Annotated in this window: 22 protein-coding genes and 2 tRNA genes; 13 read left to right on the top strand and 11 right to left on the bottom strand. The window is 63.9% G+C overall.

The genetic code is table 11. From position 1 onward, the window contains the following. Positions 1 to 153: 153 nt before the first annotated feature. On the bottom strand, positions 154 to 2,217 hold the full coding sequence (gene ppk1, locus NCS02_RS09825) for a polyphosphate kinase 1 (RefSeq protein ID WP_175982589.1): 2,064 nt from the start codon (positions 2,215 to 2,217) through the stop codon (positions 154 to 156). Positions 2,218 to 2,470: 253 nt separating this feature from the next. On the opposite strand from ppk1, the gene ppx reads away from it, so the two are divergent. After that, a complete protein-coding gene (gene ppx, locus NCS02_RS09820; RefSeq protein ID WP_008342024.1) occupies positions 2,471 to 3,982 on the top strand; it encodes an exopolyphosphatase in 1,512 nt (503 codons plus the stop codon). Between the two features lie 63 nt (positions 3,983 to 4,045). On the opposite strand, the gene NCS02_RS09815 is transcribed toward ppx, so the two are convergent. After that, on the bottom strand, positions 4,046 to 4,870 hold the full coding sequence (locus tag NCS02_RS09815; RefSeq protein WP_008342022.1) for a GNAT family N-acetyltransferase: 825 nt from the start codon (positions 4,868 to 4,870) through the stop codon (positions 4,046 to 4,048). Between the two features lie 121 nt (positions 4,871 to 4,991). After that, positions 4,992 to 5,459, bottom strand: coding sequence for a SixA phosphatase family protein (locus NCS02_RS09810; RefSeq protein ID WP_034474269.1), 468 nt, complete (start codon positions 5,457 to 5,459; stop codon positions 4,992 to 4,994). Between the two features lie 106 nt (positions 5,460 to 5,565). On the opposite strand from NCS02_RS09810, the gene NCS02_RS09805 reads away from it, so the two are divergent. The 3 genes from NCS02_RS09805 (at position 5,566) to NCS02_RS36285 (ending at position 6,296) form a co-directional block, all read left to right on the top strand. Then, positions 5,566 to 5,642: transfer RNA gene (locus tag NCS02_RS09805), tRNA-Pro, on the top strand. Between the two features lie 71 nt (positions 5,643 to 5,713). Further along, positions 5,714 to 5,884: a hypothetical protein gene (locus NCS02_RS09800; RefSeq protein ID WP_167561874.1), complete on the top strand. Its 171-nt coding sequence runs from the start codon at positions 5,714 to 5,716 to the stop codon at positions 5,882 to 5,884. A 289-nt stretch (positions 5,885 to 6,173) separates the two neighbouring features. After that, on the top strand, positions 6,174 to 6,296 hold the full coding sequence (locus NCS02_RS36285; protein WP_284504273.1) for a hypothetical protein: 123 nt from the start codon (positions 6,174 to 6,176) through the stop codon (positions 6,294 to 6,296). Positions 6,297 to 6,302: 6 nt separating this feature from the next. On the opposite strand, the gene NCS02_RS09795 is transcribed toward NCS02_RS36285, so the two are convergent. The 3 genes from NCS02_RS09795 to NCS02_RS09785 form a co-directional block, all read right to left on the bottom strand. Continuing rightward, entirely contained in the window at positions 6,303 to 6,623 is a 321-nt protein-coding gene (locus NCS02_RS09795; protein WP_175982542.1) for a hypothetical protein, read from the bottom strand. 28 nt (positions 6,624 to 6,651) lie between these two features. Next, positions 6,652 to 7,344 (bottom strand): peptidoglycan DD-metalloendopeptidase family protein, encoded by a 693-nt coding sequence (locus NCS02_RS09790; protein WP_244807465.1) that lies wholly within the window; start codon positions 7,342 to 7,344, stop codon positions 6,652 to 6,654. 111 nt (positions 7,345 to 7,455) lie between these two features. Continuing rightward, positions 7,456 to 8,358, bottom strand: a complete 903-nt coding sequence (locus tag NCS02_RS09785; protein WP_175982540.1) for an aldose epimerase family protein — start codon at positions 8,356 to 8,358, stop codon at positions 7,456 to 7,458. A gap of 570 nt (positions 8,359 to 8,928) precedes the next feature. Between NCS02_RS09785 and NCS02_RS09780 the strand changes: the two genes are divergently transcribed. The 3 genes from NCS02_RS09780 (at position 8,929) to NCS02_RS09770 (ending at position 10,696) form a co-directional block, all read left to right on the top strand. Beyond that, positions 8,929 to 9,759, top strand: a complete 831-nt coding sequence (locus tag NCS02_RS09780; RefSeq protein ID WP_175982539.1) for an undecaprenyl-diphosphate phosphatase — start codon at positions 8,929 to 8,931, stop codon at positions 9,757 to 9,759. 118 nt (positions 9,760 to 9,877) lie between these two features. Further along, positions 9,878 to 9,954, top strand: a tRNA-Arg gene (locus NCS02_RS09775). A gap of 286 nt (positions 9,955 to 10,240) precedes the next feature. Then, the gene (locus tag NCS02_RS09770; RefSeq protein WP_250523027.1) at positions 10,241 to 10,696 is read left to right on the top strand and encodes a response regulator; all 456 of its coding nucleotides are present in this window, start codon (positions 10,241 to 10,243) and stop codon (positions 10,694 to 10,696) included. On the opposite strand, the gene NCS02_RS09765 is transcribed toward NCS02_RS09770, so the two are convergent. Next, entirely contained in the window at positions 10,596 to 11,888 is a 1,293-nt protein-coding gene (locus NCS02_RS09765) for a cyanate transporter (protein WP_250523026.1), read from the bottom strand. The two genes, NCS02_RS09770 and NCS02_RS09765, sit on opposite strands and share 101 nt — an antisense overlap. 141 nt (positions 11,889 to 12,029) lie before the next feature. On the opposite strand from NCS02_RS09765, the gene NCS02_RS09760 reads away from it, so the two are divergent. Further along, the gene (locus NCS02_RS09760; protein ID WP_250523025.1) at positions 12,030 to 12,731 is read left to right on the top strand and encodes a GntR family transcriptional regulator; all 702 of its coding nucleotides are present in this window, start codon (positions 12,030 to 12,032) and stop codon (positions 12,729 to 12,731) included. Between the two features lie 69 nt (positions 12,732 to 12,800). Here the strand turns inward: NCS02_RS09760 and NCS02_RS09755 are convergent, their stop codons facing one another. Continuing rightward, positions 12,801 to 14,372 carry an acid phosphatase gene (locus tag NCS02_RS09755; protein ID WP_008342003.1) on the bottom strand — a complete coding sequence of 524 codons (1,572 nt, stop codon included), beginning with the start codon at positions 14,370 to 14,372 and terminating at the stop codon, positions 12,801 to 12,803. Positions 14,373 to 14,681: 309 nt separating this feature from the next. Here NCS02_RS09755 and NCS02_RS09750 point away from each other — a divergent pair, with 309 nt between their 5' ends. The 3 genes from NCS02_RS09750 (at position 14,682) to NCS02_RS09740 (ending at position 16,930) form a co-directional block, all read left to right on the top strand. Next, positions 14,682 to 15,962 carry a cytochrome-c peroxidase gene (locus NCS02_RS09750; RefSeq protein WP_502800873.1) on the top strand — a complete coding sequence of 427 codons (1,281 nt, stop codon included), beginning with the start codon at positions 14,682 to 14,684 and terminating at the stop codon, positions 15,960 to 15,962. 100 nt (positions 15,963 to 16,062) lie between these two features. After that, positions 16,063 to 16,461 (top strand): RT0821/Lpp0805 family surface protein, encoded by a 399-nt coding sequence (locus NCS02_RS09745; protein ID WP_008342001.1) that lies wholly within the window; start codon positions 16,063 to 16,065, stop codon positions 16,459 to 16,461. Between the two features lie 19 nt (positions 16,462 to 16,480). Then, complete coding sequence (locus NCS02_RS09740; RefSeq protein WP_008342000.1) at positions 16,481 to 16,930, top strand: NUDIX hydrolase; 450 nt, start codon at positions 16,481 to 16,483, stop codon at positions 16,928 to 16,930. Positions 16,931 to 16,939: 9 nt separating this feature from the next. On the opposite strand, the gene NCS02_RS09735 is transcribed toward NCS02_RS09740, so the two are convergent. Together NCS02_RS09735 and NCS02_RS09730 are read right to left on the bottom strand one after the other, a co-directional pair. After that, positions 16,940 to 17,914, bottom strand: a complete 975-nt coding sequence (locus NCS02_RS09735; protein ID WP_008341999.1) for a transporter substrate-binding domain-containing protein — start codon at positions 17,912 to 17,914, stop codon at positions 16,940 to 16,942. 80 nt (positions 17,915 to 17,994) lie between these two features. After that, a complete protein-coding gene (locus NCS02_RS09730; RefSeq protein WP_175982534.1) occupies positions 17,995 to 19,704 on the bottom strand; it encodes a glutamine--tRNA ligase/YqeY domain fusion protein in 1,710 nt (569 codons plus the stop codon). A gap of 384 nt (positions 19,705 to 20,088) precedes the next feature. Here NCS02_RS09730 and NCS02_RS09725 point away from each other — a divergent pair, with 384 nt between their 5' ends. Beyond that, positions 20,089 to 20,301 carry a hypothetical protein gene (locus NCS02_RS09725; RefSeq protein ID WP_008341996.1) on the top strand — a complete coding sequence of 71 codons (213 nt, stop codon included), beginning with the start codon at positions 20,089 to 20,091 and terminating at the stop codon, positions 20,299 to 20,301. Between the two features lie 4 nt (positions 20,302 to 20,305). On the opposite strand, the gene NCS02_RS09720 is transcribed toward NCS02_RS09725, so the two are convergent. Further along, complete coding sequence (locus tag NCS02_RS09720; RefSeq protein ID WP_175982533.1) at positions 20,306 to 21,526, bottom strand: CaiB/BaiF CoA transferase family protein; 1,221 nt, start codon at positions 21,524 to 21,526, stop codon at positions 20,306 to 20,308. A 200-nt stretch (positions 21,527 to 21,726) separates the two neighbouring features. On the opposite strand from NCS02_RS09720, the gene alaS reads away from it, so the two are divergent. Then, positions 21,727 to 24,351: an alanine--tRNA ligase gene (gene alaS / locus NCS02_RS09715; protein WP_008341992.1), complete on the top strand. Its 2,625-nt coding sequence runs from the start codon at positions 21,727 to 21,729 to the stop codon at positions 24,349 to 24,351. Positions 24,352 to 24,405 lie beyond the last annotated feature (54 nt).

The following is a 24,405-nucleotide window of genomic DNA, read 5'->3' as shown; positions in this document are numbered from 1 at the left end:
GGTCTATTAGCGTTGCCCCTGTGCGGGGCGGCAGTGCTAATAGACCGACGCGAAAACAGGATTCTACGAAAGCGGAAGCGAACAAGCACAAAGCCCGACGCGAATACCGAATCCAGCGAAGAAGAAAACACGCACGAAAAAGGGCAAAAAACATCAAGAACAAAACTTAGCCAGCAACCCCAACTGCGCGTTGCGAATAGACTTACCCGGACGGCGCTTCCGATAATGCCCATCGCTCTGCATGACCCAAGCCGATTGATTATCGCCAAGACAAACCGATAACCCTTCAGCAATAACCCGCCGCTTCAACCGCCTATCGCGAATCGGAAACGCCACTTCCACACGACGAAAGAAGTTGCGATCCATCCAGTCAGCGCTCGACAAAAACACATCTTCCCTGCCATTCGCATAGAAGTAAAAAATCCGATGATGCTCGAGAAAGCGCCCGACGATTGACCGAACCGTAATGTTCTCCGAAAGATCCTCGACGCCGGGCTTCAACGAACAAACCCCGCGCACGATCAGATCGATCTTCACGCCCGCATGCGAAGCCTCGTAAAGCGCGGCAATAACCGTAGGCTCGAGCAGAGCATTCATCTTCGCGACGATGCGCGCACGCCGTCCCGCCCGCGCATGCTCGGCCTCGGCGCGGATCGCATCGATCAGCTTCGCATGCAGCGTGAAAGGCGATTGCCATAACTGATGCAGCGGAATCTCTCCGCCAATGCCCGTCAGTTGCTGAAAGACGTGATGCACGTCCTCGCACATTTCCTGATCGGAAGTCATCAGACCGAAGTCGGTATAAAGACGCGCCGTGCGCGGATGATAGTTGCCCGTGCCCAAATGGGCATAACGCTTCAACACAAACTTGCCGCCTTGCGACACGCGCCGCACGATCAGCATCATCTTCGCGTGGCACTTATGGCCGACGACGCCATACACCACATGCGCGCCAACCGCTTCGAGCTGCGACGCCCAATTGATGTTCGTCTCTTCATCGAAGCGCGCGAGCAGTTCCACGACGACCGTCACTTCCTTGCCATTGCGCGCGGCCTGCATCAGCGCATCCATGAGCGGCGAATCGGTGCCCGTGCGATAAATCGTCTGTTTGATCGCGACGACCTGCGGATCCTTCGCGGCCTGAAGCAGCAGCTCCAGCACCGGCTGAAAACTCTCGTACGGATGATGCAAAAGGATATCGCCCTGATCGATCGCATCGAAAAGATTCGACGTGTTCACGATCGCCTTCGGCACCGACGGAATATGCGGCACGAACTTGAGATCGGGTCGATCGACCATCTCGGGCAACTGCATGAGCCGCACGAGATTCACCGGCCCGTTCACGCGATACAGATCGCGTTCGCTCAGCTGACCTTCGTCGAGCAGACGCCGCACGAGATGCGGCGGCGTTTCCGCCGACACTTCGAGACGCACCGCGTTGCCCAGATGCCGCGCCGGCAATTCGCCCTGCAGCGCGACGCGCAGATTGGTGATTTCGTCCTCATCGACGAAAAGCTCGCTGTTGCGCGTGATGCGAAACTGATTGCAACTGCGCACGACGAGATGCGGAAACAGCTCGTTCACGAAGTGCTGCATGAACGAACTCAGCAGCACGAAACCATGCGGATAGCCCGACAGCGCTTCGGGCATGCGAACGAGCCGCGGCAGCGCGCGCGGCGCCTGCACGATGCCCATCATCGCCTGACGGCCGAAGGCATCGGTGCCTTCCAGCTCGACGACGAAGTTCAGGCTCTTGTTCAGCACGCGCGGAAACGGATGCGCGGGATCGAGCCCGATAGGCGTCAGGACGGGGAGCAGTTCGTTGTAGAAGTAGTCGCGCGCCCATCCGGTCTGCTGTTCCGTCCAGTCCTCCGCGCCGTGAAAATAGATGCCTTCCATTTCGAGCGCCGGCAGCACGATGTCATGCAGCATCGAATATTGCTGGCGCACGAGCCGTTGCGCGCGCTCGGAGACGAGGTCGTAGACGTGCTGCAGCGACATGCCATCCGGCGAGAGCGAGCCGGGGTTGTCGCGCATCTGCTCTTGCAGACCCGCCATACGGACTTCGAAGAATTCGTCGAGATTGCTGCTGGTGATGCAGATGAAACGCAGGCGTTCCAACAGGGGAACCGTCGTATCGGCGGCTTGCGCGAGGACGCGCTCGTTGAAACCTAGTATGCCCAGTTCGCGGTTGAAGAGCGGATAGCGTATGGACATCGGAGGGAGGGAAGGTGTCTCGATCAGATGGGCAAGGGAACTCTCGGATGCTCTCACAGTATGATGTATTTTTTATGACATAACGGATGTCACAAATTCTACTCACATTGCCGATAGCGTTGCCAGCGCAAACGCGCGGTTCCGAACGGGACGGCAAGGCCCGCTCGCCAACCCGGCATAGAATAGAATTCGTGCGCTGCAGCAGCGCCGCTGTGACAGTGCTTCCCCCCACTTCACGATTTCTGGATATCCGATGGTCACACATCCCCATCTACTTGCCGCGGTCGACCTTGGATCGAACAGTTTCCGGTTGATCGTCGGACGGGTCGAGGAAACGCCCGCCGGCAGCCAGATCTATCAGGTCGACGCGCTGCGCGAGCCCGTACGCCTCGGCGGCGGCCTCTCCAAGGACAAGATGCTCGACCGCGCATCGCAGGTGCGCGGCTGGGACGCGCTGAAGCGCTTCGGCGAACGTCTGCGCGATTTCCATCCCGACCAGGTGCGCGCCGTCGCCACCAACACGCTGCGCGTCGCGAAAAACGCGCCCGACTTTCTCGCCGAGGCGGAAGCCGCGCTCGGGTTTCCGATCGAAGTCATCGCCGGGCGCGAGGAAGCGCGCCTCATCTACGCGGGCGCCGCGCATTCGGTGCCGGCGAGCGCGGGCAAGCGGCTCGTGGTCGATATCGGCGGCGGCTCGACGGAATTCATCATCGGATCGCATTACACGCCGATCCACATGGAAAGCCTCTATATCGGCTGCGTGAGCCATAGCCGCCAGTTTTTCCCGGCCGGCAACGTCGACGAATACACGATGCGGCAGGCCGAACTCGCCGCCAAACGCGAGATCCAGATCATTTCGAGCGAATACAAGGGCACCGGCTGGGATCAGGCGATCGGCTCGTCGGGCACGGCGCGCGCGCTCGCGGAACTGATCGAGGCGAACGGCTTCAACGACGAAGGCATCACGCACGGCATCTCGCGCGGCGGGCTGGAGAAGCTCAAGCGCGCGCTCATCAAGGCCGAGAACGTGAATCGGCTGAAGCTCGTCGCGTTGAAGCCCGATCGCGTGCCGGTGCTGGCGGGCGGGCTGTCGATCATGCTCGGCGTGTTCGAGGAACTGGGCATCGACTATGCCGATACGACCGATGCCGCGCTGCGCCTCGGCGTGCTCTACGACCTGCTCGGACGCTCGCAGCATCAGGACATGCGGACGGTGACGGTCGAAGGCTTCAAGCGCCGTTATGGCGTCGATGCCGCGCAGGCGGAGCGCATCGGCGAACTGGCGATCAGCTTCTACGACCAGCTCGGCGAACCCGACGAAGACGTGCGCGAGGAGAACCGCATGTTCCTCGCGTGGGCCGCGTCGCTGCACGAGATCGGACTGTCGATCGCGCACAGTGCGTATCACAAGCATTCGGCGTATATCGCGAGCAACGCCGACATGCCGGGGTTTTCCCGCACCGATCAGGCGCGTCTCGCCGCGCTCGTGCTCGGCCACGCCGGCAAGCTCGGCAAGCTCGCGCAGGCGCGCGACGTCGAATGGACGCTGCTGTTTTGCCTGCGGCTCGCCGCGCTGCTGTCGCGCCGGCGCACGGATGTCGGGCTGCCCGGCATCGAAGTGAGGCAGGCGAGTGGCGGTTTCGAAGTGCATCTGCCGAACGAGTGGGTGGCGAACAATCCGCTCACCGACTACAGCCTCGTTCAGGAAGCGATGGAATGGGAGAAGATCGGGCGGCCGTATCGCGTGGTATACACGGGCGACTGATTTTCGCGTCGTGAGAAAGAGAAGGCCCCGTCGAGTCAACGGGGCCTTTTGCGTTTCAGGGCTTCAACGTCCCTGCATGTCGCCGATGAAATGCCGCGCGTAACGAGCGTTGATATCGGACAGACGGAAGAGCGTGAGGAAGTCGGCGGTGTTGAAATCCGGATCCCATGCCGGCGCGCCGCAAATCCTCGCGCCGAGCCGCAGATAACCCTTCACGAGCGGCGGCGGGCTCACGTTCGCGCCGGTGCGCAACTCCTCGACGGGCAGCGGCGTGTGCGGGAACGCGCGGTACTCAGGGGCGGTGAGCGCATCGGCGGGTAGCGACGTGTAGAGATTCGCGGCGTAATGACCGCCGTCGATCATGCCGACGCTCGCGCAGCCGAGCATCGTCTCATAGCCGTTTTGCATCATGTACGCGGCGAGGCCGCCCCACAGCGACATGATCACCGCGCCGTTGCGATAGTCCGGATGCACGCACGAGCGTCCTACTTCGACGAGCTTCGGGCGCAGGTGCGTGAGGCGCGACACGTCGAATTCGCTTTCAGCGTAGAGACGCCCGATGCGCGCCGCCTGATGCGGCGGCAGCACGCGATACGTGCCCACGACCTGCAGCGTGTCGAGATCGCGCACGAGCAGGTGATCGCAATAGGCGTCGAAGGCGTCGACGTCGAGCCCTGCGGGGCCGGACAGACGCGCGCCCATTTCCTCCGAGAACACGCGAAAGCGCAGGCGCTGCGCGTCGCGCAGGGCGTCGTCGTCGCGCGCCCACGCGACTTGCAGGCGCTCGCGGCCCGTGTTCGTTTCCGACGTGCGCGGAAGGTGGCGGCGCGAATCGAGCGAGAGCGATGACGCTCCGAGTTGCAGGAAAGGCGTCGGCAGTTCTTGCATTGGCGTTCCTCGACAGGACGTTGCTGTGGCTTCAAGTCCTCGCCAATGTAGTAATGCACAGTGACGCTCGCATGGCATCGCAATGACGTTTCGATGAAACGACATCCGCATGAACGCGAGCTTACGACGCCTGAAGCAGGTCCGGATTGATGACCGCGCGCAGCACGCTTTGCCCGTCGCCGCCGCGCGTGCGCGACTGGAGCCACCAGATGCCCGACTTCTTGATCGACCAATCCGCTTCGTGGCCCGTCATGAGGAGCGCGGCCACCCGGCCGAGCGTCGGCTGATGCCCGATGACGACGACCGTCTCCGCAATGCCGTCCGGCCAGCCCGCCGCATCGAGCACGGCCTGCGCGCCGTTGCCGGGCGCGAGCGCGTCGACGACGCGATAGCGGTCGCCGAAGGCTTCGGCCGTCTGGATCGTGCGCGTCGCGGGACTGGCGAGCAGCACGGCGTCATCGTCGATGCGCGCCTTCAGCCACTTTGCGATGCCTTGCGCCTGTTTGCGCCCGCGCGGCGTGAGCTGCCGCGCGAGATCGCTCGACGCCTGATCTTCTGCTTCGGCGTGTCGCCAGAGAATGAGGTTCATCGATTGTCTCCGGATGATGAGGTTCGCTTTCGGATGCAGCAGAAAGTTGCGTGCCTGAGTTCGGCATTGCGGACGCGGGTCAGGCACGCTACAATCTGCGGCTCGTCGGAGCGTAGCGCAGCCTGGTAGCGCATCTGATTTGGGATCAGAGGGTCGAAGGTTCGAATCCTTTCGCTCCGACCACGATACACGAAGGGGTTACAAGTTACGGCTTGTAACCCCTTTGTCTTTTCTACGCTCTTCCAGGAGTCTCAATGCGCGCTGTTTCCGCCTTCGCTTGCGCCGTTTTCTTCACGCTCGGTCTCGCCGCCTGTGCGGAGTCTGGCCATCAGAAGCACGAACCGAAAGATCCGCCCGACTACAAGGGCGTGCCGACGGACATGACGCCGCCGTCGATGATCTCCGATCCTGCCAAGCCTCAGTAAGCCCCGCAAAGACGAAGCCCCGATGCGGGCGCACCGGGGCTTCTGACCCGCGCCAACCGTTCGCGCGGAGATACGGCACGGGCTGCCGCCAGTCTAGGAATTCGAGCGCGTCACGGCTGTATGCGCTTGTTTCCGTGCGTAACGGGATGCAAGGCGCGCCTCGTGCCCAGGGATGCAAGAAACCGTAATGCGTAACTCTTTCCGTTTCGGCGATTTCGGCGGGATTCATCCAACGAAACTTTTGCCGCTCGGGTATCATCGCCCGAACTTGTTGCAAAATGTATCTGTCATGGATCTGCTCTGGATTTTTGCTGCTGTCGCGCCGCTCGCCGTCGCTTCGCTCGTGGCGTTTGCCGCGCATATCGATCCGTTGTCGGGGCATTGGCGCACGTGGGCGCCGAAAGACCGCTGACGGGCGTTACTGCTTGCAGCGGATCACCATCGAACGGTTCTTGATGTTCGCGCCGAAGATTCCGCCCACCGTGCCGCCTGCGGTCGCGCCGTTGTCGGCATCCTTCGAAATCACGTCGTAACCGTACGCGCCGCACGTTTCACCCGCCTGCTTGTAGCAGGCCGCCCAGCTCGTCGCCGCGTCGCCGCCGCTGCAGTTGATCGCGAAGCCCGTGTCGCCCGAAGGCAGATAGGTCATCGTCGGGCCGCTCGCGCAGCCGGCCAGCGCGCCGGTGAGCGCGAGAGCCGCGCCGAGCGCGGCAGTGTTCATCCTCATCGTCAATCTCATCGATCTTCCTTAAAGCGGCCGCCGGCTGTCAGCGCGGCGGCAGATAGCGCGCCGGGTCCGTCGAGCGGCCCATGTAGCGCACTTCGAAATGCAGCATGGTGCGATTGCTGTCGGTGTCGCCCATTTCGGCGATTTGCTGGCCCTGCTGCACGGTCTGGCCTTCCTTCACCAGAAGCACGCGATTGTGGGCGTAGGCGGTCAGATAATCGTCGTCATGCTTGACGATCAGCATGTTGCCGTAGCCGCGCAGACCGTTGCCGGCGTAGACGACATTGCCGCTCGCGGCGGCGACGACGGGCGTGCCCGCCGCATTGGCGATGTCGATGCCCTTCGAGTTCTTGCCGTCGAAGCTGCGAACGACGCTGCCCTGCGCCGGCCACACGAGCGTGACGCCCGGTCCGGCCTTGCTCTGCGAGGACGCCTGCGCGCCGGCTTCGCTCTTCGCGCTGCCCGTTGCCGCCGCACCCGATGAATCCGCGGTGCTCGCGCTGCCCGCAGGCGGCGCGATACGCAGCACCTGTCCGACCTCGATGGCGTCGGGATTCGCGAGCCCGTTCCAGCGCTTGATGTTCGCGATCGTCGTGCGATTCTCGCGCGCGATTTTGGAAACCGTGTCTCCACGCTCTACACGATAGAAACCCGGCGCGACCGGCCCCGTTCCACAAGCGGCCAACACTGCGATGAGCGATGCGCAGACGAGCCGTCGAATTGTTTTTTGCAAACCTGACCTCGCAAAGCATCGCCGCGAGCAGTGCGAGCACAGCCGCGCGGCGAATCGAAAGGCAGGATTTTACCGTCTCGGGTTTCCCCGGACAGAATGACGCCGCTTCGCCTACGCCTGCTCGCCGACGACGAGCCGCAGCGAAGCCGTCTCCGTCTTGCCCGGCGCGAGCCAGCGCAGGCCGCGCCCGTTGTGGATGGCATCGGGCAGGCCGATCCACGGTTCGACGCAATAGAAGTCCGATGCATCGGATTCGGTCCAGGTCGTGACCGCGTACCACGGCACGGAATCGGGCTGCTGCAACTCGAAGGCGATCGTGCGCTTCAGGCCCGGCAGATTCAACAGCACCGGTTCGTCGGACTGCCGCGTGAGGCAATGAAACGTATCGACGATGCCCGGATCGGCGAGCGAATAACGCGGCAGGCCGGGCTCGGCTTCGGTGATCGAGCCGTCCGGAAGCTGACGGCGCCGTTCGGTGTGCGGCAGCGCGACGCTGCTCTCGCCGCGCTGGCCGTGCGGCAGATGAAAATAGAAGTGATGCCCGGCGTAGTAGGGCAGCGCGACCTCGCCCGGATTCGACGTCGTCAGCTCGACTTCGAGCGTATGGCCGTCGACGATGCGGTACGCCGCCTCGAAGCGGAACGCGAACGGATAGCCGTCGCGGGTGGCGTCGCTGTCGACGAGCGTCATGCGCAGGCCGTGGCCGTCGGCGTCGCGCGTGTGGGAAAAGGGCAGGTTGCGCGCGAAGCCGTGCGTCGGCAGCGCATGCACGATGCCTTCCGGATCGCGCCACTTGCCGATTTCGCCATCGACGAAATGCCGTCCGAGAAACGGAAAGAGCAGCGGATTGCCGCCGCGGATCTTCGCGGGATTGGACCAGTCGGCGGCGTCGGGCCAGTGCACGACGGGCTTGCCGCCGACGCGCCAGGTCATGAGGCGTCCGCCCGCGTGCGGCGCGAGCTCGATGGCGGCGCCGTCGCGCTCGATTTCGATGATGTCGGATTCCGGTGACATGATGGCAGGCGCTCCGTTGGATGGCGAGACGCCGCGCACGCTCCTGAGCGACGCGGCTCAACCCGACGATTCTGCCTTGGAATTCTGTCCGGAAAAACCCTTTGCGGGAAATTGCGACTAAGAAAGGCTTATGCAATATGTTGTTATATGCTCCCTGTGTTGGGAATCAGACGGACAAGGAGTAACCATGGATCTGGCGATGGCAATGGGCGTCGCGATGTTCGGGCTCTTCGGGGCAAGCACGGCGCTTTTCCTCTACAAGCTGAAGGCCTGACGGGCGATCGCCGAATTGCGAGTCCGCGTCCCGTTCGGAGGCGCGCTCGCTTTCGTATTGCCTGTCATCGACTTTCGATAATGCTTCGTTTTGCCGACGATTGACTGTCGGCGCAATTTGTGTGCGGTAAGCGCTTGGCGCTCGATTTAGCCGACGGCATAATCGGTCCCGTTTGCGCGCCGTATCGACTCATCCTTCCTGTTCCACATTCCCTGTCCGGCATCTTTGGCTTCGCGTGACGCGAGGAATGGAACTGCACGGCGCGTCCTCCACCTTCCCCGAAAAAGGACCGACGCGTGACTTTGTGGTTTCTCGTTTTCTTAAGCGTGCTCCAGGGCGTAACCGAGCTCTTTCCTGTCAGCAGCCTCGGGCACACGCTCCTCGTTCCCGGCCTGATCGGCATGCACATCGACAAGCACGCGCCGCAACTGCTGCCGTTTCTCGTCGCGCTGCATCTGGGCACGGCCGTCGCGCTGCTCTGGTATTTCCGTGAACGCTGGATCGCGCTGATCCGCGGCTTCCTCGCGTCGCTCGGCGGACGCAAGAACGACGATGGGCACATGATGTGGGCGCTCATCATCGGCACGATTCCGACGGGCATCGTCGGCTTGCTGCTCGAGAAGCGGCTCGAGGCCATCTTTCACGATCTGCGGATCGTCGCGGCGGCGCTGATCGTCAACGGCGTGCTGCTGTGGCTCGGTGACCGTCTGCAGCGAAGCCGCGCGACGCGGGCGCCGGAAAAGCTCACGTTCAGGCAGGCGTTTCTGGTCGGGCTCGCGCAGATCGGCGCGCTGATTCCGGGCTTTTCGCGCAGCGGCCTGACGATGATCGCGGGCGTGGGCGCGGGTCTCACGGCTGAAGCGGCGGCGGAATTCTCGTTCCTGCTCGGCACGCCGATCATCTTCGCGGCGGGCGTGCTCGAATTGCCGAAGCTCTTTCACGCGCCGGGACAACTCGCCGATTCGGTGCTGGGCGGGGTGCTGACGGGCATCGCGGCGTATCTGAGCGTGCGCTTCCTGATGCGCTACTTCGAAGGCCACGGCAAGCTCGCGTCGTTCGGCGTGTATTGCGTGATCGCGGGAATCTTCTTCCTCGGCTGGTTCATGATGCATCCGCAGCCGATGTGACGAGCCGGGACAAGGGCAGCGGCGAATGAGGTAAAATCGCGATCTCTTCTGATTCGCGGCGGCTTTCGCGGTTGTCTCGCGTCTTACTCGCGTTGCTTCCGCCGCGCGCTCCGGTTCTCCGCCCTTAGCTCAGCTGGATAGAGCAACGGCCTTCTAAGCCGTAGGTCACACGTTCGAGTCGTGTAGGGCGGGCCAAACGGCCTGCACACAGGCAAAAGCCCAGTCTTCCTTCGGCTGGGCTTTTTGCTTTGCGCTCCGCGCAAAGCAAGCAGCGAGGCACCATCGCCTGGCCCGCTTCCTGCCCGTCCTTCCGCCGCGTGCGCGCCCGATCCCCGCAACTCCGCGCCACACAACGCTTCACAAATTTAACCATCTCGTACAAGCAGACGTGCCGCCCATCGACGGTGCGCCGATGCGTCATCGTGGCGCGCGGTGCGCCACAACGGTGACGGTGCGTACCGCATCGTCGAAAGAGGGTGACTTGAACAATCGAGCATACGAAACCAGCCCGGCGCAATGCTCGCTTTGGAATCGCAAGAAGCTGCGCCTGCAACCGGAATCGCGCCGCGTGCTGCTCGCGCTGCCGGAACGCGTGCTCGGCGCATCGCTTGCGTCGCTGTTCGAGCTGAAGGGCTTTCCGGCGAAGCTTGCGGCGGATGTGTCATCGGCCAGAAACATCGTCGAGCAATGGCGTCCGCATGTGCTTTTTCTCGATACGCGCATCGGAGGTTCCGGCAACTACGCGCTGGTGCGGGCGCTGCGCGAAGCCGATGACGACGCCACTCGCCTCATCATCGCGATGAGCGGTTTCCTGCCCGAAGAGCCGATCGCGCATCTCAAGGAAGCGGGTTACGACGGGCATTGCCGCCGTCCGTGTCCCGTATGGCAGATGACCGATCTGCTCGACGAGTTCTTCGCCTGTCACGCGGTTCGCTGACCCGCGCGGACCGCATCGCGCGCGCGTACCCGCGCGGGCCGAACACGACGTCGAGCGCGATCATCGCGACGAGGCTCGCGGCGAGCATCATCCACGACATCGAGAAGCCGCCGCTCACGTCGCGCACGATGCCCGCGACGACCGGCGCAATCGCCGCGATCACGAACCCCACGCCCTGCACGAACGCGACGAGCCGCGCGGCCAACGCGGGATCGTCGGCGTGATCGAGCGTCAGCACGAGCGAAAGGGCGAACACACCGCCAAGGCCCGCGCCGAGCAACGCGACGACGGCGAGCGGCGCGGCAAGCGGCGCCACTAGCAACAGCGCGAACCCCGCGAGTTGCGCGGCGAGGCCGAGCGCGATCCACGGACGACGATCCCTGCCGCGTCCGCAACGCGCCGCGGCCATCGGCAACAGCAGCGCGGACGACGCCTGGAACGCCGTGAGCATCGCCAGCAGCGCGCCGCTTTCGGTCACGCCGCGGCCGAGTTGCTGGTAATACGCGGGCATCCACGCGACGAGGCTCGTATAGCCGCCATTGACGAGCCCGAAGAAAATCCCGAGCGTCCACGCGCGACGATTGAGAAAGAGCGACGGCGCGGGCTTCGCGCGGCCCGTCGATGCGACGCGCGGCAACGCATCGGCGCGCATCAGCATCATCCACGCCGCGAGCGCCATCAGCGCGGGAACAGCCCAGAACGCGAGTCCAGCCTGCCACGTCACGCGCGATGCGACCGCCGGCGTGATGCTCGCGCCGAGCCCGCCGCCCGCCATGATCGATGCGGAATAGAGGCCCATCGCGAAGGGCAGGCGCGCGGGAAAGCGCGTCTTCATCACGCCCGGCAAGAGCGCCTGAATGACGGCGACGCCCGTGCCCGCGATGGCCGCGCTCGCGACGAGCGCCACCGCGTTCCCCGCGACGAGGCGCGCCGCGCACGCCGCGACGATCGCGATGAGCCCGAGCGCCACGCCGCGCGCATTGCCGACCGAGCGTGACAGCGCGCTCGCGCCGAACGCGCACACGCCCATCGCGACGACGGGCAAGCCGGTCAGCATCGACGCCCCGCGAAACGACAGTCCTGTCGCGTGCAAGATCACGCCCATCAGCGGACTGACGGACGTGAGCAGCGGCCGCAGATTCAGGCCGATCGCGACGATCACCGCGAGCCACGCGACGTTCGATGCTTTCATGTGACTCATCCTCGGTGCGAAATGGTTGACCATTCTATCTATTTTTGGTCAACCAAAAATACGACGAACCGAATAGGGCGCATTCGTACGCGGCGGTGCGCGCTCGCTACAATGCGATTCATCGCAAGCACGGCGGGCATCATGGCATCACGCAAGGACACTTCATCGAAGGACATTTCCGCGGACGAGCGCGTCTACGCGGCAATCGCGTCCGCGGTTTTGCAGGGCAAGCTCGCGCCCGGCGCGCAGCTCGTCGAGCGCGAGCTCGCCGCAGCCTTCGAGTGCACGCGCGGCACGATCCGCAAGGTGCTCGCGCGCCTCGGCGCGGAAGGCAAGCTCACGCTCGAAGCGAATCGCGGCGCGTTCGTGCCGTCGCCGACCGTCGACGACATCCGCGAGGTTTATCGCGCGCGGCTAGTGGTGGAGGCGGGCATCGTCGCATCGCTGTGCGGCGCGTTGAGCGTGAAGGCGTTGCGTGCGTTGCGCGCTCACGTCAAGGCCGAACAGCGCGCGCTGAAAGCGGGGAGCGTCGCGGAATGCGTGCGTCTCGCGGGCCACTTTCATGTGCTCCTCGCGGAACTCGCGGGCGCGCCGGAAGTGGAGGCGTTTCTCGCGAGGCTCGTCGCGAAGACCGAGCTCTACAAGGCGCTTTTCGATCCATCGAAGCTGTCGAACTGCTCATCCGATGAACACGCGCAACTCATCGACGCCCTCGAACAGGGCGATCTCGATGCCGCGCTAACTGCGATGCGTACGCACATCGACGAACTGGAAGCGCGTGTTCTCGCGCAAGCGGGCGCGTCGCGCACGAGCGATCTGGCGACGATCTTCGCGCTCGCGTGATCGTCGGCAAAAAGAAAGGGCCGCGGCTTCGAAAGCCGCGGCCCTTTCATTGTTGCGTGCGCGCGATGCTTACTGCGAGAAGTCGAGCGCGTTGGTCAGATCGCCCATCTTCGGCGCGCCGTTCGCCACCAGCGCGGCGTCGCGCGAGGCGAGGCCCGGCAGCGTCGGCAGGTTGAAGCGCTTCGTGATGAAGCGAAGGATCGACGTGGTGTCGTACTGCGTGTGATCGACGAAGCCCTTCTTCGCGTACGGCGAAATGATGAGCGCCGGAATGCGCGTGCCCGGACCCCAGCGATCGCCCTTCGGCGGCGCGACGTGATCCCAGAAGCCGCCGTTTTCGTCGTACGTCACGACGACGACCATGTTCTTCCACTGCGGGCTCTTCTGCAGATGCGAGATCAGATCGGCGATGTGCTGGTCGCCCTGCGCGACGTCCGTGTAACCGGCGTGCTCGTTCAGGTTGCCCTGCGGCTTGTAGAACGCGACTTGCGGCAGCGTGCCCGCGTCGATCGCCTTGATGAACTCCGAACCGTTCGTGCCGCCGTCGAGCAAGTGTTGCGCGCGGTTCGCCGTACCGGGCGCGAGATCGGCGAAGTAGTTGAACGGCTGATGATGCGTCTGGAAGTCAGGCACGACGTTGACCGCGCCGTTGATGACCGAGCGGTTCGCGAGCGCCGCCGCCCACGAGCCGCCGTACCACGCCCAACTCACGCCCGCGCTGTTCAGCAGATCGCCGATGTGCTGCTGCGTCTGCGGCGGCAGCGTGTTGGCCTTTGTCGCATCGCCGAGCGCCGGATCGACGCCCGCGGGCGCCGGGTTGCCGCTCGGCTGATACGGCGGCTGCATCGTGTTGACGGCGTAGAAGTCGGGCGTGAGCGTGCCCGAGTTCACGAACTGCGCGTCCGCCGAGCCGGTGAGCGCCGAAGGCGGCGGATTCGTCTTGAGCTTCAGCGACACCCCATCGGCATTCACGGCCGAAATTGAGCCGGCCGCGACGCTCTTGTCCGCGTTCGGATAGATCGGCGTGCAGGCGCAGACGAGCCACTGGTGATTCAGGAACGAGCCGCCGAACGCGCCCATGAAGAAGTTGTCCGCGAGCGTGTATTGCTGCGCGATCTTGTAGAGGGGCAGCTTGTCCGGCGGCGTGTCGTAGTGACCCATCACGAGCGCGCCCGAATCGCCCCACGCGGCGAACTTGTCGTTCTTGCCGCCGTCGATCTGCATCTGATTCTCGTAGAAGCGGTGATACAGATCGCGCGTCGTGACGTTGAGCTGGATGTTGAAGCCCTTCGGATCGTCGATGGCGAACGGCGCGTTCGGCAGATTCGTCGTCATCGCCGCGGTGATCGCGGGCGTCACGCCCGTCGCCGTCAGGCCGGTCCAGATCGTCGGCAATGTCGGCAGAACGCTGCCGTCGCGGTCGAGCTGCTGCGCGCTCGCCGCCGTTACGTTCTGCAGGCCGTTCGCGCCGGGGAAATGCCCGTACAGATTGTCGAAGCTGCGATTTTCCGCGTAGATCACGACGACGTTCTTCACCGAAGAAATATCGCTGCTGTCGTGATGGTCGTCGCCACCGCATGCGTAGAGGCCGAATGCGGCAGTGGCCACGATCGGCACCGCGCAAACGAGTTTCTTGTTCATTGAGGATCTCTCTTGTGTTGGGGACCGGCGCACGGCGCGGCTTCATCGTCGAATGAGTCTTTGCTCGCCGGCGTGCGCAGTGTCGCAACGCAAATTGACGCAACCATGTAATAACGCTTTCGTTTGCGTAATGTTTGCTTAATAAATTTCGCGTAGATGGTTCGATGTGAAAGCGTCGAGGCTTGTCACATGAAAGACACGCAGACGACATACGCTTCGGCATCTTTCGATTCCGCCTCCTACGCCATGTCTTCGATGCGCCTGCCGTTCGTCCTGTGTTCCATCGCGCTTGCCGCGTTTTCGGCGGCGATGAGCGGCTGCGATTCGCACGCGGCGAACGTCGCGGCCAGGACGGTGAATGCGGCCAACGCGGACAACTCGGCGCCGCACGGTCAATCGCGCGCGGAAGTATTCGCGCATGTGAAGCAGATCACCTCGCTCGGCGAGAAGCTTTTCTTCGATCCGTCGCTGTCCGGGTCGGGCAAGCTCGCGTGCGCGTCGTGCCATAGCCCGAGTCATGCGTTCGGGCCGCCGAATGCGCTGTCCGTGCAGCTCGGCGGCAACGACATGCATCAGGCGGGCTTTCGCGCGGTGCCGTCGCTCAGGTACTTGCAGTCGGTGCCTGCCTTCACGCGTCACTTCCACGATTCCGACGATGAAGGCGACGAAAGCGTCGATGCCGGTCCGACCGGCGGCCTGACGTGGGACGGCCGCGTCGATCGCGGATCGGATCAGGCGCGCATCCCGATTCTGTCGTCGTTCGAAATGGGCAGCACGCCGGGCAAGGTCGTCGCGGCGGTGAAGGCGTCGTCCTATGCCGATGATTTCCGCCGCGCGTTCGGCGCCGATGTCTTCGCAAGCGACGACAAGGCGTTCGCGTCGGTGCTGGAATCGCTCGAAGCGTTCGAGCAATCGCCCGACAAGTTCTATCCGTACACGAGCAAGTACGACGCGTTCCTCGCCGGCCGCGCGAAGCTCAACGACGCCGAAATGCACGGCCTGCAACTCTTCAACGACGAGAACAAGGGCAATTGCGCGTCGTGCCACATCAGCCAGCGCGCGAAGGACGGCTCGCCGCCGCAGTTCAGCGACTTCGGCCTGATCGCGATCGGCGTGCCGCGCAACCGCGCCTTGCCGATCAACAAGAATCCGAATTTCCACGATCTCGGCGCATGCGGTCCCGAGCGTCGCGACCTGAAGGGCATGGACGAGTATTGCGGGATCTTCCGCACGCCGTCGCTGCGCAACGTCGCGACGCGCAAGACCTTCTTCCATAACGGCATCTATCATCGTCTGGAAGACGTGGTGCGTTTCTATGTCGAGCGCGACACGAATCCGGAAAAGTTCTATCCGGTGTCGAAGAACGGCGCCGTGCAGAAGTTCGACGACCTGCCGAAGAAGTACTGGGAGAACGTCAACACCGAGCCGCCGTTCGATCGCAAGAAAGGCGACAAACCCGCGCTCGACGAAGCCGAGATCAAGGACGTCGTCGCGTTCCTCGGCACGCTCACCGACGGCTACGATCCGGCGAGGGACAAGGACTCGCAAAAGGGCATCGGCATCAACGAAATGAAGTCCGCGCAAAACTGAGACAGCGCGGGCGGCGCGGCCCGCGCCTCATGCTATTCTCGTTGCAGCCGACGGCCGGCGCGGTCACCGGCGAAACACCAATGCAACGAGGAGAAACTTCATGCCGATACGAGATCGAGCGTTCGCTCACGCCTCTCTCCGGACGATCGCGGCAGCCGCGCTCGTCGCCGTGAGCGCGACCGCATCCGCCGCCAATCTCGGCTTCCTGAACAACACGCCGATCACCTACATGAAGCAGCGCGACCTGCAGGCGCTCAACAAGGCCGCGCAGATCGCGCTCAACACGAAGCAGGACGGCGAATCGCTCGACTGGAACAACGAGGGCACGGGCAACACGGTCCCGATCAACGGAACGGTGACGCCGCAGGAAACCTTCGAATCCGGCGGCCTCAAATGCCGCAAGGTCACGCTCGTCGCACACGCGAAGGGACAGACGCAAACCTGGATCCCGACCGCATGCAAGCAGAGCGACGGCACGTGGAAACTCAAGAAGCAGTGACGAACCGGGCAAGCGATCGATGACCGCGCGCACCGTATCGTGCGGCGTGGTCATCCTCAACGAACAGGGCGACGTGCTGCTCTGTCACGCGACCGAAACCACGCACTGGGACGTGCCCAAGGGCGCCGCCGATCCGGGCGAAAGCCCGCGCGAGGCGGCGTTGCGCGAGCTCGTCGAGGAGACGGGCATCGTGCTGCCCGCTGAACGTCTGAAGGATCTCGGGCGCTTCGTCTATCGCCGCGACAAGGATCTGCATCTGTTCGCGGTGCGCGTTTCCGCCGAGGAAGTGCAGCTTGAAAATTGCGTGTGCGAATCGTTTTTCCCGCGCTACAGCGACGGCACCATGATTCCGGAGATGGATGCGTATCGCTGGGTCAGTCCGGCGGATGTCGATCAGTTCGCGAGCCGCAGTCTCGCGCGGCTCTTTCAGACCACGCTCTCGCTCGCCGAACTGCACGAGACGCTTTGACCGGCGCGATCAGTCGATCGTGCGGTCGTTGGGATTGGCGAAGAGCGCCTTCATTTCCGGCGACATCGGGAATTGCAGGTTGATGCCGTCGGGGGGAATCGGGCGCATGAACCACGTCTCGTAGAGCTTCGTGGCTTCGCCCGAGCGCTGCATGCCGGCGATCACGTCGTCGACGATGCGCTTGAACACCGGGTCGCCCTTTCTCATCATGCAGCCGTACGCTTCGTTCGCGAGCGGTGCGCCCGTCACCGTGTATTCATTGCGCGCCGCGCCTTCCTGCGCGATCTTGCCGTAGAGAAGCGGATCGTCCATCACGAACGCGACCGCGCGATCCGACTTCAGCGCGGCGAACGCCTCCGCATGATCGCGCGCGCTGATGATGCGCAGGTTCAGCTTCCTGTCGATGCTCATCTGCCGCAGCATGCGCTCGTCCGACGTGCCCGCCGTCGTCACGACCGTCCTGTTCGCGAGATCGTCGTAATCGCGGATGCCCGACTTCTTCTTCACGGCCATGCGGATGCCGTACTGAAAAAAGCTGTTCGAAAACGCGACGAGCGGATCGCGATCGGCCACATGCGCGGTCGAGCCGCATTCCAGATCGACCTGATTGTTCACGACATAAGAGATGCGGTTCGCCGACGTGACCATCACGTTCTTGACCGCGAGGTTCGGCATCTTGAGGCGCTTCCTGATGTCGTCGACGACCTTCAGTGCGATGTCGTACGAGTAGCCCACTGGCTGCTGCTTCACCGTGTACGAAAACGGCACCGACGATTCGCGCGTGCCCAGCACGATCGCGCCGTTCTCGGCGATCTTGCGCAGCGTCGCCGACGGCGGCATCTGATCGACGCTGGCTTGGGCCGTCGCCAGTTCGGCGCTCGTGGCGGCACCCGCGCCGGCGGATGCGAACAGCAGCACGGAGGCGAGGGCGGCGCTTCGTTGGGCCCGTGTGCGGCGCGGCGCGAAGGAATGCGACTGCTTCATGTTCTCCTCGTTGGAAGCGGCGTATGGCCGGGCCGCCAGACACGACGAGGGCGCCGCGCGGCGCCCTCGTTGCATCGATGTCAGGCCGGCTTGCCCCAGCTGTCGCGCAGGCTGACGATGCGGTTGAACACGGGCTTACCCGGCTGCGAATCCACACGGTCCGCGACGAAGTAGCCGTGCCGCTCGAACTGGAAGCGGTCTTCGGCGTTCGCATCGCGCGCGCTCGGTTCGAGATAGGCGTTCACGACGCGCTTCGAATCCGGATTGAGCGCGTCGAGGAACTCCGCGCCGCCCGCGCCCGGCTGCGGTTCCTTGAACAGACGGTCGTACAGACGCACCTCGGCCGCATAAGCGCTCGCCGCGCTGACCCAGTGGATCGTGCCCTTCACCTTGTAGTTGTTCGCGCCTTCGGTGCCCGACTTGCTGTCCGGGAAGTAGTTGCAGTGCACTGCGATCACGTTGCCGTTCTCGTCCTTGTCCGCGCCCGTGCATTCGACGATGAAGCCGTACTTCAGACGCACCTTGTTGCCGGGGAAGAGGCGGAAATAGCCCTTCGGCGGCGTTTCCTGAAAGTCCTCGCGCTCGATCCACAATTCGCGCGAGAACGGGAACGTGCGTACGCCGCGATCCGCATGATGCGGATGCACCGGCGCGCTGCATTCCTCGCTCTGTCCTTCCGGATAGTTGTCGATGATGAGCTTCAGCGGATCGAGCACGGCGATCGCGCGCGGCGCTTTCTCGTCGAGATCGTCGCGCAGTGCGCCTTCGAGAATGCTCATGTCGATCCATGAATCGACCTTCGTCACGCCGACGCGCTCGACCATCAAACGAATGCTTTCCGGCGTAAAGCCGCGGCGACGCACGCCGACGATGGTCGGCATGCGCGGATCGTCCCAGCCGTCGACGTGATTGTCCTGCACGAGCTGCAGCAGCTTGCGCTTGCTCGTGATCGCGTAGGTGAGGTTCAGGCGCGAGAACTCGATTTGTTGCGGGAGCGGACGCTGAAACACGCCGTCGTCCGCGAGCTGCGCGAGGAACCAGTCGTAGAGCGGCCGATGATCTTCGAACTCCAGCGTGCAGAGCGAGTGCGTGATGTTCTCGATCGCGTCCGACACGCAGTGCGCGTAGTCGTACATCGGGTAGATGCACCACGTATCGCCGGTACGGTAATGATGCGCGAAGCGGATGCGGTAGATGACCGGATCGCGCATGTTGAAGTTCGGCGACGCCATGTCGATTTTCGCGCGCAGCACGTGCTCGCCTTCCTTGAACTCGCCCGCCTTCATGCGGCGGAAGAGGTCGAGGTTTTCTTCGGGCGAACGATCGCGATACGGCGAGTTGATGCCGGCTTCGGTGGCCGAGCCGCGCGTCGCGCGCATCTCTTCGGCCGTTTGACTGTCGACGTACGCCTGGCCCTTCTTGATGAGCATTTCGGCGTATTCGTACAGCTTGTCGTAGTAGTCGCTCGCGAAATAGCGGTGCTCGATGCCGTTCTTGTTCCAGTCGAAGCCGAGCCATTTCACGGCGTCGATGATCGAATCGACGTATTCGACGCTTTCCTTCTCGGGATTCGTATCGTCGAAGCGCAGATGGCACACGCCGCCGTAATCCGCGGCGAGGCCGAAGTTCACGCAGATGCTCTTCGCATGGCCGATATGCAGATAGCCGTTCGGCTCCGGCGGAAAGCGCGTCTCGACCCGCTGCGACCATTTGCCGGAGCGGTTGTCGTCTTCGATGATGTTGCGAATGAAATTGGATGGCGCCGGAGCGTCGTTGCGATCGGTGTTCATGCGGAAAAAGTGGCAGCGGATGCGCTCGCGCGCGTGATCGGTTCGGGAAGCGCTCGATGAAACTCGAAACGCGTACGAAGGCCTTGAATATTGGGTCGATTCTACCTTACGCAACCGTCCGGGGCAGGCCGCGGCGGCGTATGAGGAAGCGCTCGCGCTTTGTTTCGCCGGGCGGTTCCAGCCGTCGCGCCGTTTCGCGAGTTCCGTTACATGGTTTACGTGCCGCGGCACGCCTCGTAACCGCCGTAACGGGACGTAAATCGCGTTGAAAGGCGCGCGCGCGGGCTCTTAAGATCGGCTCGCGTGCATCGAGCGCGCCGGTTCCGGGGGCACGCTCGAGCGCCAGGCACAACACATCACAACGACAACACAAGGAAGCCCATCATGAAGAAGATCGCCCTCACGACGCTCAAATTCGCCGCCGCAGCCGCGCTCGTATCGAGCCTCGCCGCCTGCGCAAACGTCTCGCGTCAGCAGGCTCACGCGGGCGTCGGCGCGGCCGCCGGCGGCGCGCTCGGGTATCTGGTCACGGGCGGGCCGATCGGCACCGTCGCGGGCGCGGCGGCGGGCGGTCTGATCGGCGCGGGCGTTCGATAAGGGTTCAGATCGCCTTCTTTTCCCGCAATCGCGCGATTTTCGCTTCGTCGTAGCCGAGCACGTCGGCCAGCACGCTCGACGTGTGCTCGCCTAGCAGCGGCGGATGCGTGCGCGCTTCGGGCGGCGTCGCGCTCATCTTGATCGGGCTCGCGACGAGTTTCACGGTGCCGGCCGTCGGATGCGGCAGATCGATCTGCATCCTGCGCGCGAGCACTTGCGGATCCTCGAATACTTCGCCGAGATCGTTGATCGGCCCGCACGGCACGCCCGCCGCCTCGAGCTCGGCGATCCATTCGTGCTTGCCTTTCAGACGCACCATGTCCGCGAGAATCGGCACGAGCATGTCGCGGTTGCGCACGCGCGACGGATTCGCCGCGAAACGCGCGTCGTCGGCCAGCTCGGGGCGTCCGCCCGCTTCGACGAACTTGCGGAACTGCCCGTCGTTGCCCACCGCGACGATGATCCAGCCATCGCTCGTCTGGAAGGTCTGATACGGCACGATGTTCGGATGCGCGTTGCCCCAGCGCACCGGCGGCTTGCCGCTCGCGAGAAAATTCGTGTTCATGTTGGCGAGCATCGCGACCTGCACGTCGAGCAGCGCCATGTCGATGTATTGGCCCTCGCCCGTGCGGTCGCGGTGCGCGAGCGCGGTGAGCACGCCGATGGTCGCGTACATGCCGGTCATCAGATCGGCGATCGCCACCCCCGCTTTCTGCGGACCGCCGCCAGGCTGGCCGTCGCGCTCGCCGGTGATGCTCATGAATCCGCCGATGCCCTGCACGATGAAATCGTAGCCCGCGCGCGACGCGTACGGCCCCGTCTGCCCGAAGCCCGTCACCGAGCAATAGACGATGTCCGGCTTCACGGCCTTCAGCGACTCGTAGTCGAGCCCGTACTTCTTCAGTTGCCCGGCCTTGTAGTTTTCGAGGACGACATCGCTTTGCGCGGCCAGCTCGCGCACGATCTGCTGGCCTTCGGGCGTGGCGATATCGACCGTCACCGAGCGCTTGTTGCGGTTCGCCGCGAGGTAGTACGCGGCTTCGTGCGTGTCGTTGCCCTCGGGCGTCTTGAGGTAGGGCGGGCCCCAGTGACGGGTGTCGTCGCCGGTTCCGGGCCGCTCGATCTTGATGACGTCCGCGCCGAAGTCGGCGAGCGTCTGCGCGCACCACGGTCCCGCCAGCACGCGGGTCAGGTCCAGCACGCGGATATGGCTCAAGGCTCCCATCGATGTGTCTCGCTACGTTGTGTCTCCGGAGTGCGACTGTCGCACAGAACCGCGGCGTGCGCGATAGCGCGGGCGTCCGCATCGCCCGGGCGCGCGCGGCGAATCCCGTATAATCGATAATCACCCTTGTTCCGCCGGCAGCCTGCGAAATCAGCTGCCCGCGGGCGCCATCAAAGAACCGAAGACACGCCCCGTACGCTATGAAAGCCGCCGAAATACGCGAGAAATTCCTGAAGTTTTTCGAATCGAAGGGCCATACGATCGTGCGTTCGTCGAGCCTCGTGCCCGGCAACGACCCGACGCTGCTCTTCACCAACTCGGGCATGGTCCAGTTCAAGGACGTGTTCCTGGGCAGCGAATCGCGTCCGTATTCGCGCGCGACGACCGCGCAGCGCAGCGTGCGCGCGGGCGGCAAGCACAACGATCTGGAGAACGTCGGCTACACCGCGCGGCATCACACGTTCTTCGAGATGCTCGGCAACTTCTCGTTCGGCGATTACTTCAAGCGCGACGCCATCCACTACTGCTGGGAACTGCTGACGAAGGTCTACAACCTGCCGGCGGAAAAACTCACGGTCACGGTCTATCAGGAAGACGACGAAGCCTTCGATATCTGGGCGAAGGAAATCGGCGTGCCGGTCGAGCGCATCATCCGCATCGGCGACAACAAGGGCGCCCGTTACGCATCGGACAATTTTTGGCAGATGGCCGACACCGGCCCGTGCGGTCCGTGCTCCGAAGTGTTCTACGACCACGGCCCGGAAATCTGGGGCGGCCCGCCGGGATCGCCCGAAGAAGACGGCGACCGCTTCATCGAGATCTGGAATCTCGTGTTCATGCAGTTCAATCGCGACGCGCAAGGCAACATGACGCCGCTGCCCAAGCAGTGCGTCGATACCGGCATGGGCCTCGAACGTCTCGCCGCGGTGCTGCAGCACGTGCACAGCAACTATGAGATCGACCTGTTCCAGAATCTCATCAAGGCCGCGGCGCGCGAAACGAACACGCCGGACCTGGAAAACAACTCGCTGAAGGTGATCGCGGACCACATCCGCGCATGCTCGTTCCTGATCGTCGACGGCGTCATTCCCGGCAACGAAGGCCGCGGCTACGTGCTGCGCCGCATCGTGCGCCGCGCGATCCGTCACGGCTACAAGCTCGGCAAGAAGGGCGCGTTCTTCCACAAGCTCGTCGCGGATCTCGTCGCGGAAATGGGCGCGGCGTATCCGGAACTCACCGATGCGCAACAACGCGTGACCGACGTGCTGCGTCAGGAAGAAGAGCGCTTCTTCGAGACCATCGAGCACGGTATGTCGATCCTCGAAGGCGAACTCGCCGATCTCGAAAAGAAGGGCGTGAAGCAACTGGACGGCGAACTCGCGTTCAAGCTGCACGACACCTACGGCTTCCCGCTCGACCTCACGGCGGACGTGTGCCGCGAGCGTGGCGTGACCGTCGACGAACCCGCGTTCGACGACGCGATGGCGCGTCAGCGCGATCAGGCGCGCGCGGCCGGCAAGTTCAAGCTGGCGGCGGGCCTCGAATACTCGGGCGCGAAGTCCACGTTCCACGGCTACGAAAAGGAAATCTTCGACGACGCGAAAATCCTCGCGTTGTACGTCGAAGGCGCATCGGTCAATGAAGTGAAGGACGGCCAGCAAGCGGTCGTCGTGCTCGATCACACGCCGTTCTATGCCGAATCGGGCGGCCAGGTCGGCGATCAGGGCGTGCTCGCGAACGCAAGCGTGCGCTTCGCCGTCGCGGACACGCTGAAAGTGCAGGCCGATGTCGTCGGTCATCACGGCACGGTCGAGCAGGGCACGCTCAAGGTCGGCGACGTCGTGAAGGCGGAAATCGACGGCGTGCGCCGCGCCCGCACCGCGCGCAATCACTCGGCCACGCATTTGATGCACAAGGCGCTGCGCGAAGTGCTCGGCGGTCACGTGCAGCAGAAAGGCTCGCTCGTCGATGCGGACAAGACGCGCTTCGACTTCGCACACAACGCGCCGATGTCGGACGAAGAAATCCGTCGCGTCGAGCAGATCGTCAACAACGAGATCATCGCGAACGCGCCGGGCGTCGTGCGCGTGATGCCGTACGACGACGCGGTGAAGGGCGGCGCGATGGCGCTCTTCGGCGAGAAATACGGCGACACCGTGCGCGTGCTCGATCTCGGCTTCTCGCGCGAGCTGTGCGGCGGTACGCACGTGCAGCGCACCGGCGACATCGGCTTCTTCAAGATCGTGATGGAAGGCGGCGTGGCGGCGGGCATTCGCCGCGTCGAGGCGATCACCGGCGACAACGCCGTGCGCTACGTGCAGGAACTGGATCAGCGCATCAATGCGGCGGCGGGCGTGCTGAAGGCGCAACCGTCCGAACTCACGCAACGCATCGCGCAGGTTCAGGAGCACGTGAAGTCGCTGGAGAAGGAACTGGGCGCGCTGAAATCGAAGCTGGCGGCGAGCCAGGGCGACGAACTCGTCTCGAAGGCCGTCGATGTTTCCGGCGTGCAGGTGCTCGCCGCGCAACTCGAAGGCGCGGACGTGAAGACGCTGCGTGAAACCGTCGACAAGCTCAAGGACAAGCTCAAGAGCGCGGCGATCGTGCTTGCATCGGTCGATGGCGGCAAGGTCAGCCTGATCGCGGGCGTGACGCCGGACGCGTCGAAAAAGGTGAAGGCGGGCGAGCTCGTCAATTTCGTCGCGCAGCAGGTCGGCGGCAAGGGCGGCGGCCGTCCCGACATGGCGCAGGCAGGGGGCACGGAACCGGCCAATCTGCCGGCCGCGCTGGCCGGCGTGACCGGATGGGTGCAGCAGCAGCTTTAAGCGTTCATCGCTTCTGACAAAACGGCTCGATCTGACGAAGATCGGGCCGTTTTT

Origin of the sequence: Caballeronia sp. NCF2 (assembly GCF_023631205.1) — a bacterium.
Classification (GTDB): Bacteria; Pseudomonadota; Gammaproteobacteria; order Burkholderiales; family Burkholderiaceae; genus Caballeronia; species Caballeronia zhejiangensis.
The sequence above is the reverse complement of the archived record's forward strand: the minus strand, read 5'-3'. Positions and strand labels throughout refer to the sequence as shown.

Bases quoted from the DNA above. Each gene is read 5' to 3' on its own strand.
- NCS02_RS09785 (WP_175982540.1), bottom strand. From the start codon at position 8,358: ATGTCACCGGAATCCGACATCATCGAAATCGAGCGCGACGGCGCCGCC.
- NCS02_RS09810 (WP_034474269.1), bottom strand. From the start codon at position 5,459: ATGAACCTCATTCTCTGGCGACACGCCGAAGCAGAAGATCAGGCGTCG.
- ppk1 (WP_175982589.1), bottom strand. From the start codon at position 2,217: ATGTCCATACGCTATCCGCTCTTCAACCGCGAACTGGGCATACTAGGT.
- NCS02_RS09745 (WP_008342001.1), top strand. From the start codon at position 16,063: ATGCCGATACGAGATCGAGCGTTCGCTCACGCCTCTCTCCGGACGATC.
- NCS02_RS09740 (WP_008342000.1), top strand. From the start codon at position 16,481: ATGACCGCGCGCACCGTATCGTGCGGCGTGGTCATCCTCAACGAACAG.
- NCS02_RS09735 (WP_008341999.1), bottom strand. From the start codon at position 17,914: ATGAAGCAGTCGCATTCCTTCGCGCCGCGCCGCACACGGGCCCAACGA.
- NCS02_RS09800 (WP_167561874.1), top strand. From the start codon at position 5,714: ATGCGCGCTGTTTCCGCCTTCGCTTGCGCCGTTTTCTTCACGCTCGGT.
- NCS02_RS09765 (WP_250523026.1), bottom strand. From the start codon at position 11,888: ATGAAAGCATCGAACGTCGCGTGGCTCGCGGTGATCGTCGCGATCGGC.
- alaS (WP_008341992.1), top strand. From the start codon at position 21,727: ATGAAAGCCGCCGAAATACGCGAGAAATTCCTGAAGTTTTTCGAATCG.
- NCS02_RS09755 (WP_008342003.1), bottom strand. From the start codon at position 14,372: ATGAACAAGAAACTCGTTTGCGCGGTGCCGATCGTGGCCACTGCCGCA.
- NCS02_RS09720 (WP_175982533.1), bottom strand. From the start codon at position 21,526: ATGGGAGCCTTGAGCCATATCCGCGTGCTGGACCTGACCCGCGTGCTG.
- NCS02_RS09760 (WP_250523025.1), top strand. From the start codon at position 12,030: ATGGCATCACGCAAGGACACTTCATCGAAGGACATTTCCGCGGACGAG.
- NCS02_RS09795 (WP_175982542.1), bottom strand. From the start codon at position 6,623: ATGAGATTGACGATGAGGATGAACACTGCCGCGCTCGGCGCGGCTCTC.
- NCS02_RS09730 (WP_175982534.1), bottom strand. From the start codon at position 19,704: ATGAACACCGATCGCAACGACGCTCCGGCGCCATCCAATTTCATTCGC.
- NCS02_RS09815 (WP_008342022.1), bottom strand. From the start codon at position 4,870: ATGCAAGAACTGCCGACGCCTTTCCTGCAACTCGGAGCGTCATCGCTC.
- NCS02_RS09725 (WP_008341996.1), top strand. From the start codon at position 20,089: ATGAAGAAGATCGCCCTCACGACGCTCAAATTCGCCGCCGCAGCCGCG.
- NCS02_RS36285 (WP_284504273.1), top strand. From the start codon at position 6,174: ATGGATCTGCTCTGGATTTTTGCTGCTGTCGCGCCGCTCGCCGTCGCT.
- ppx (WP_008342024.1), top strand. From the start codon at position 2,471: ATGGTCACACATCCCCATCTACTTGCCGCGGTCGACCTTGGATCGAAC.
- NCS02_RS09750 (WP_502800873.1), top strand. From the start codon at position 14,682: ATGAGCGGCTGCGATTCGCACGCGGCGAACGTCGCGGCCAGGACGGTG.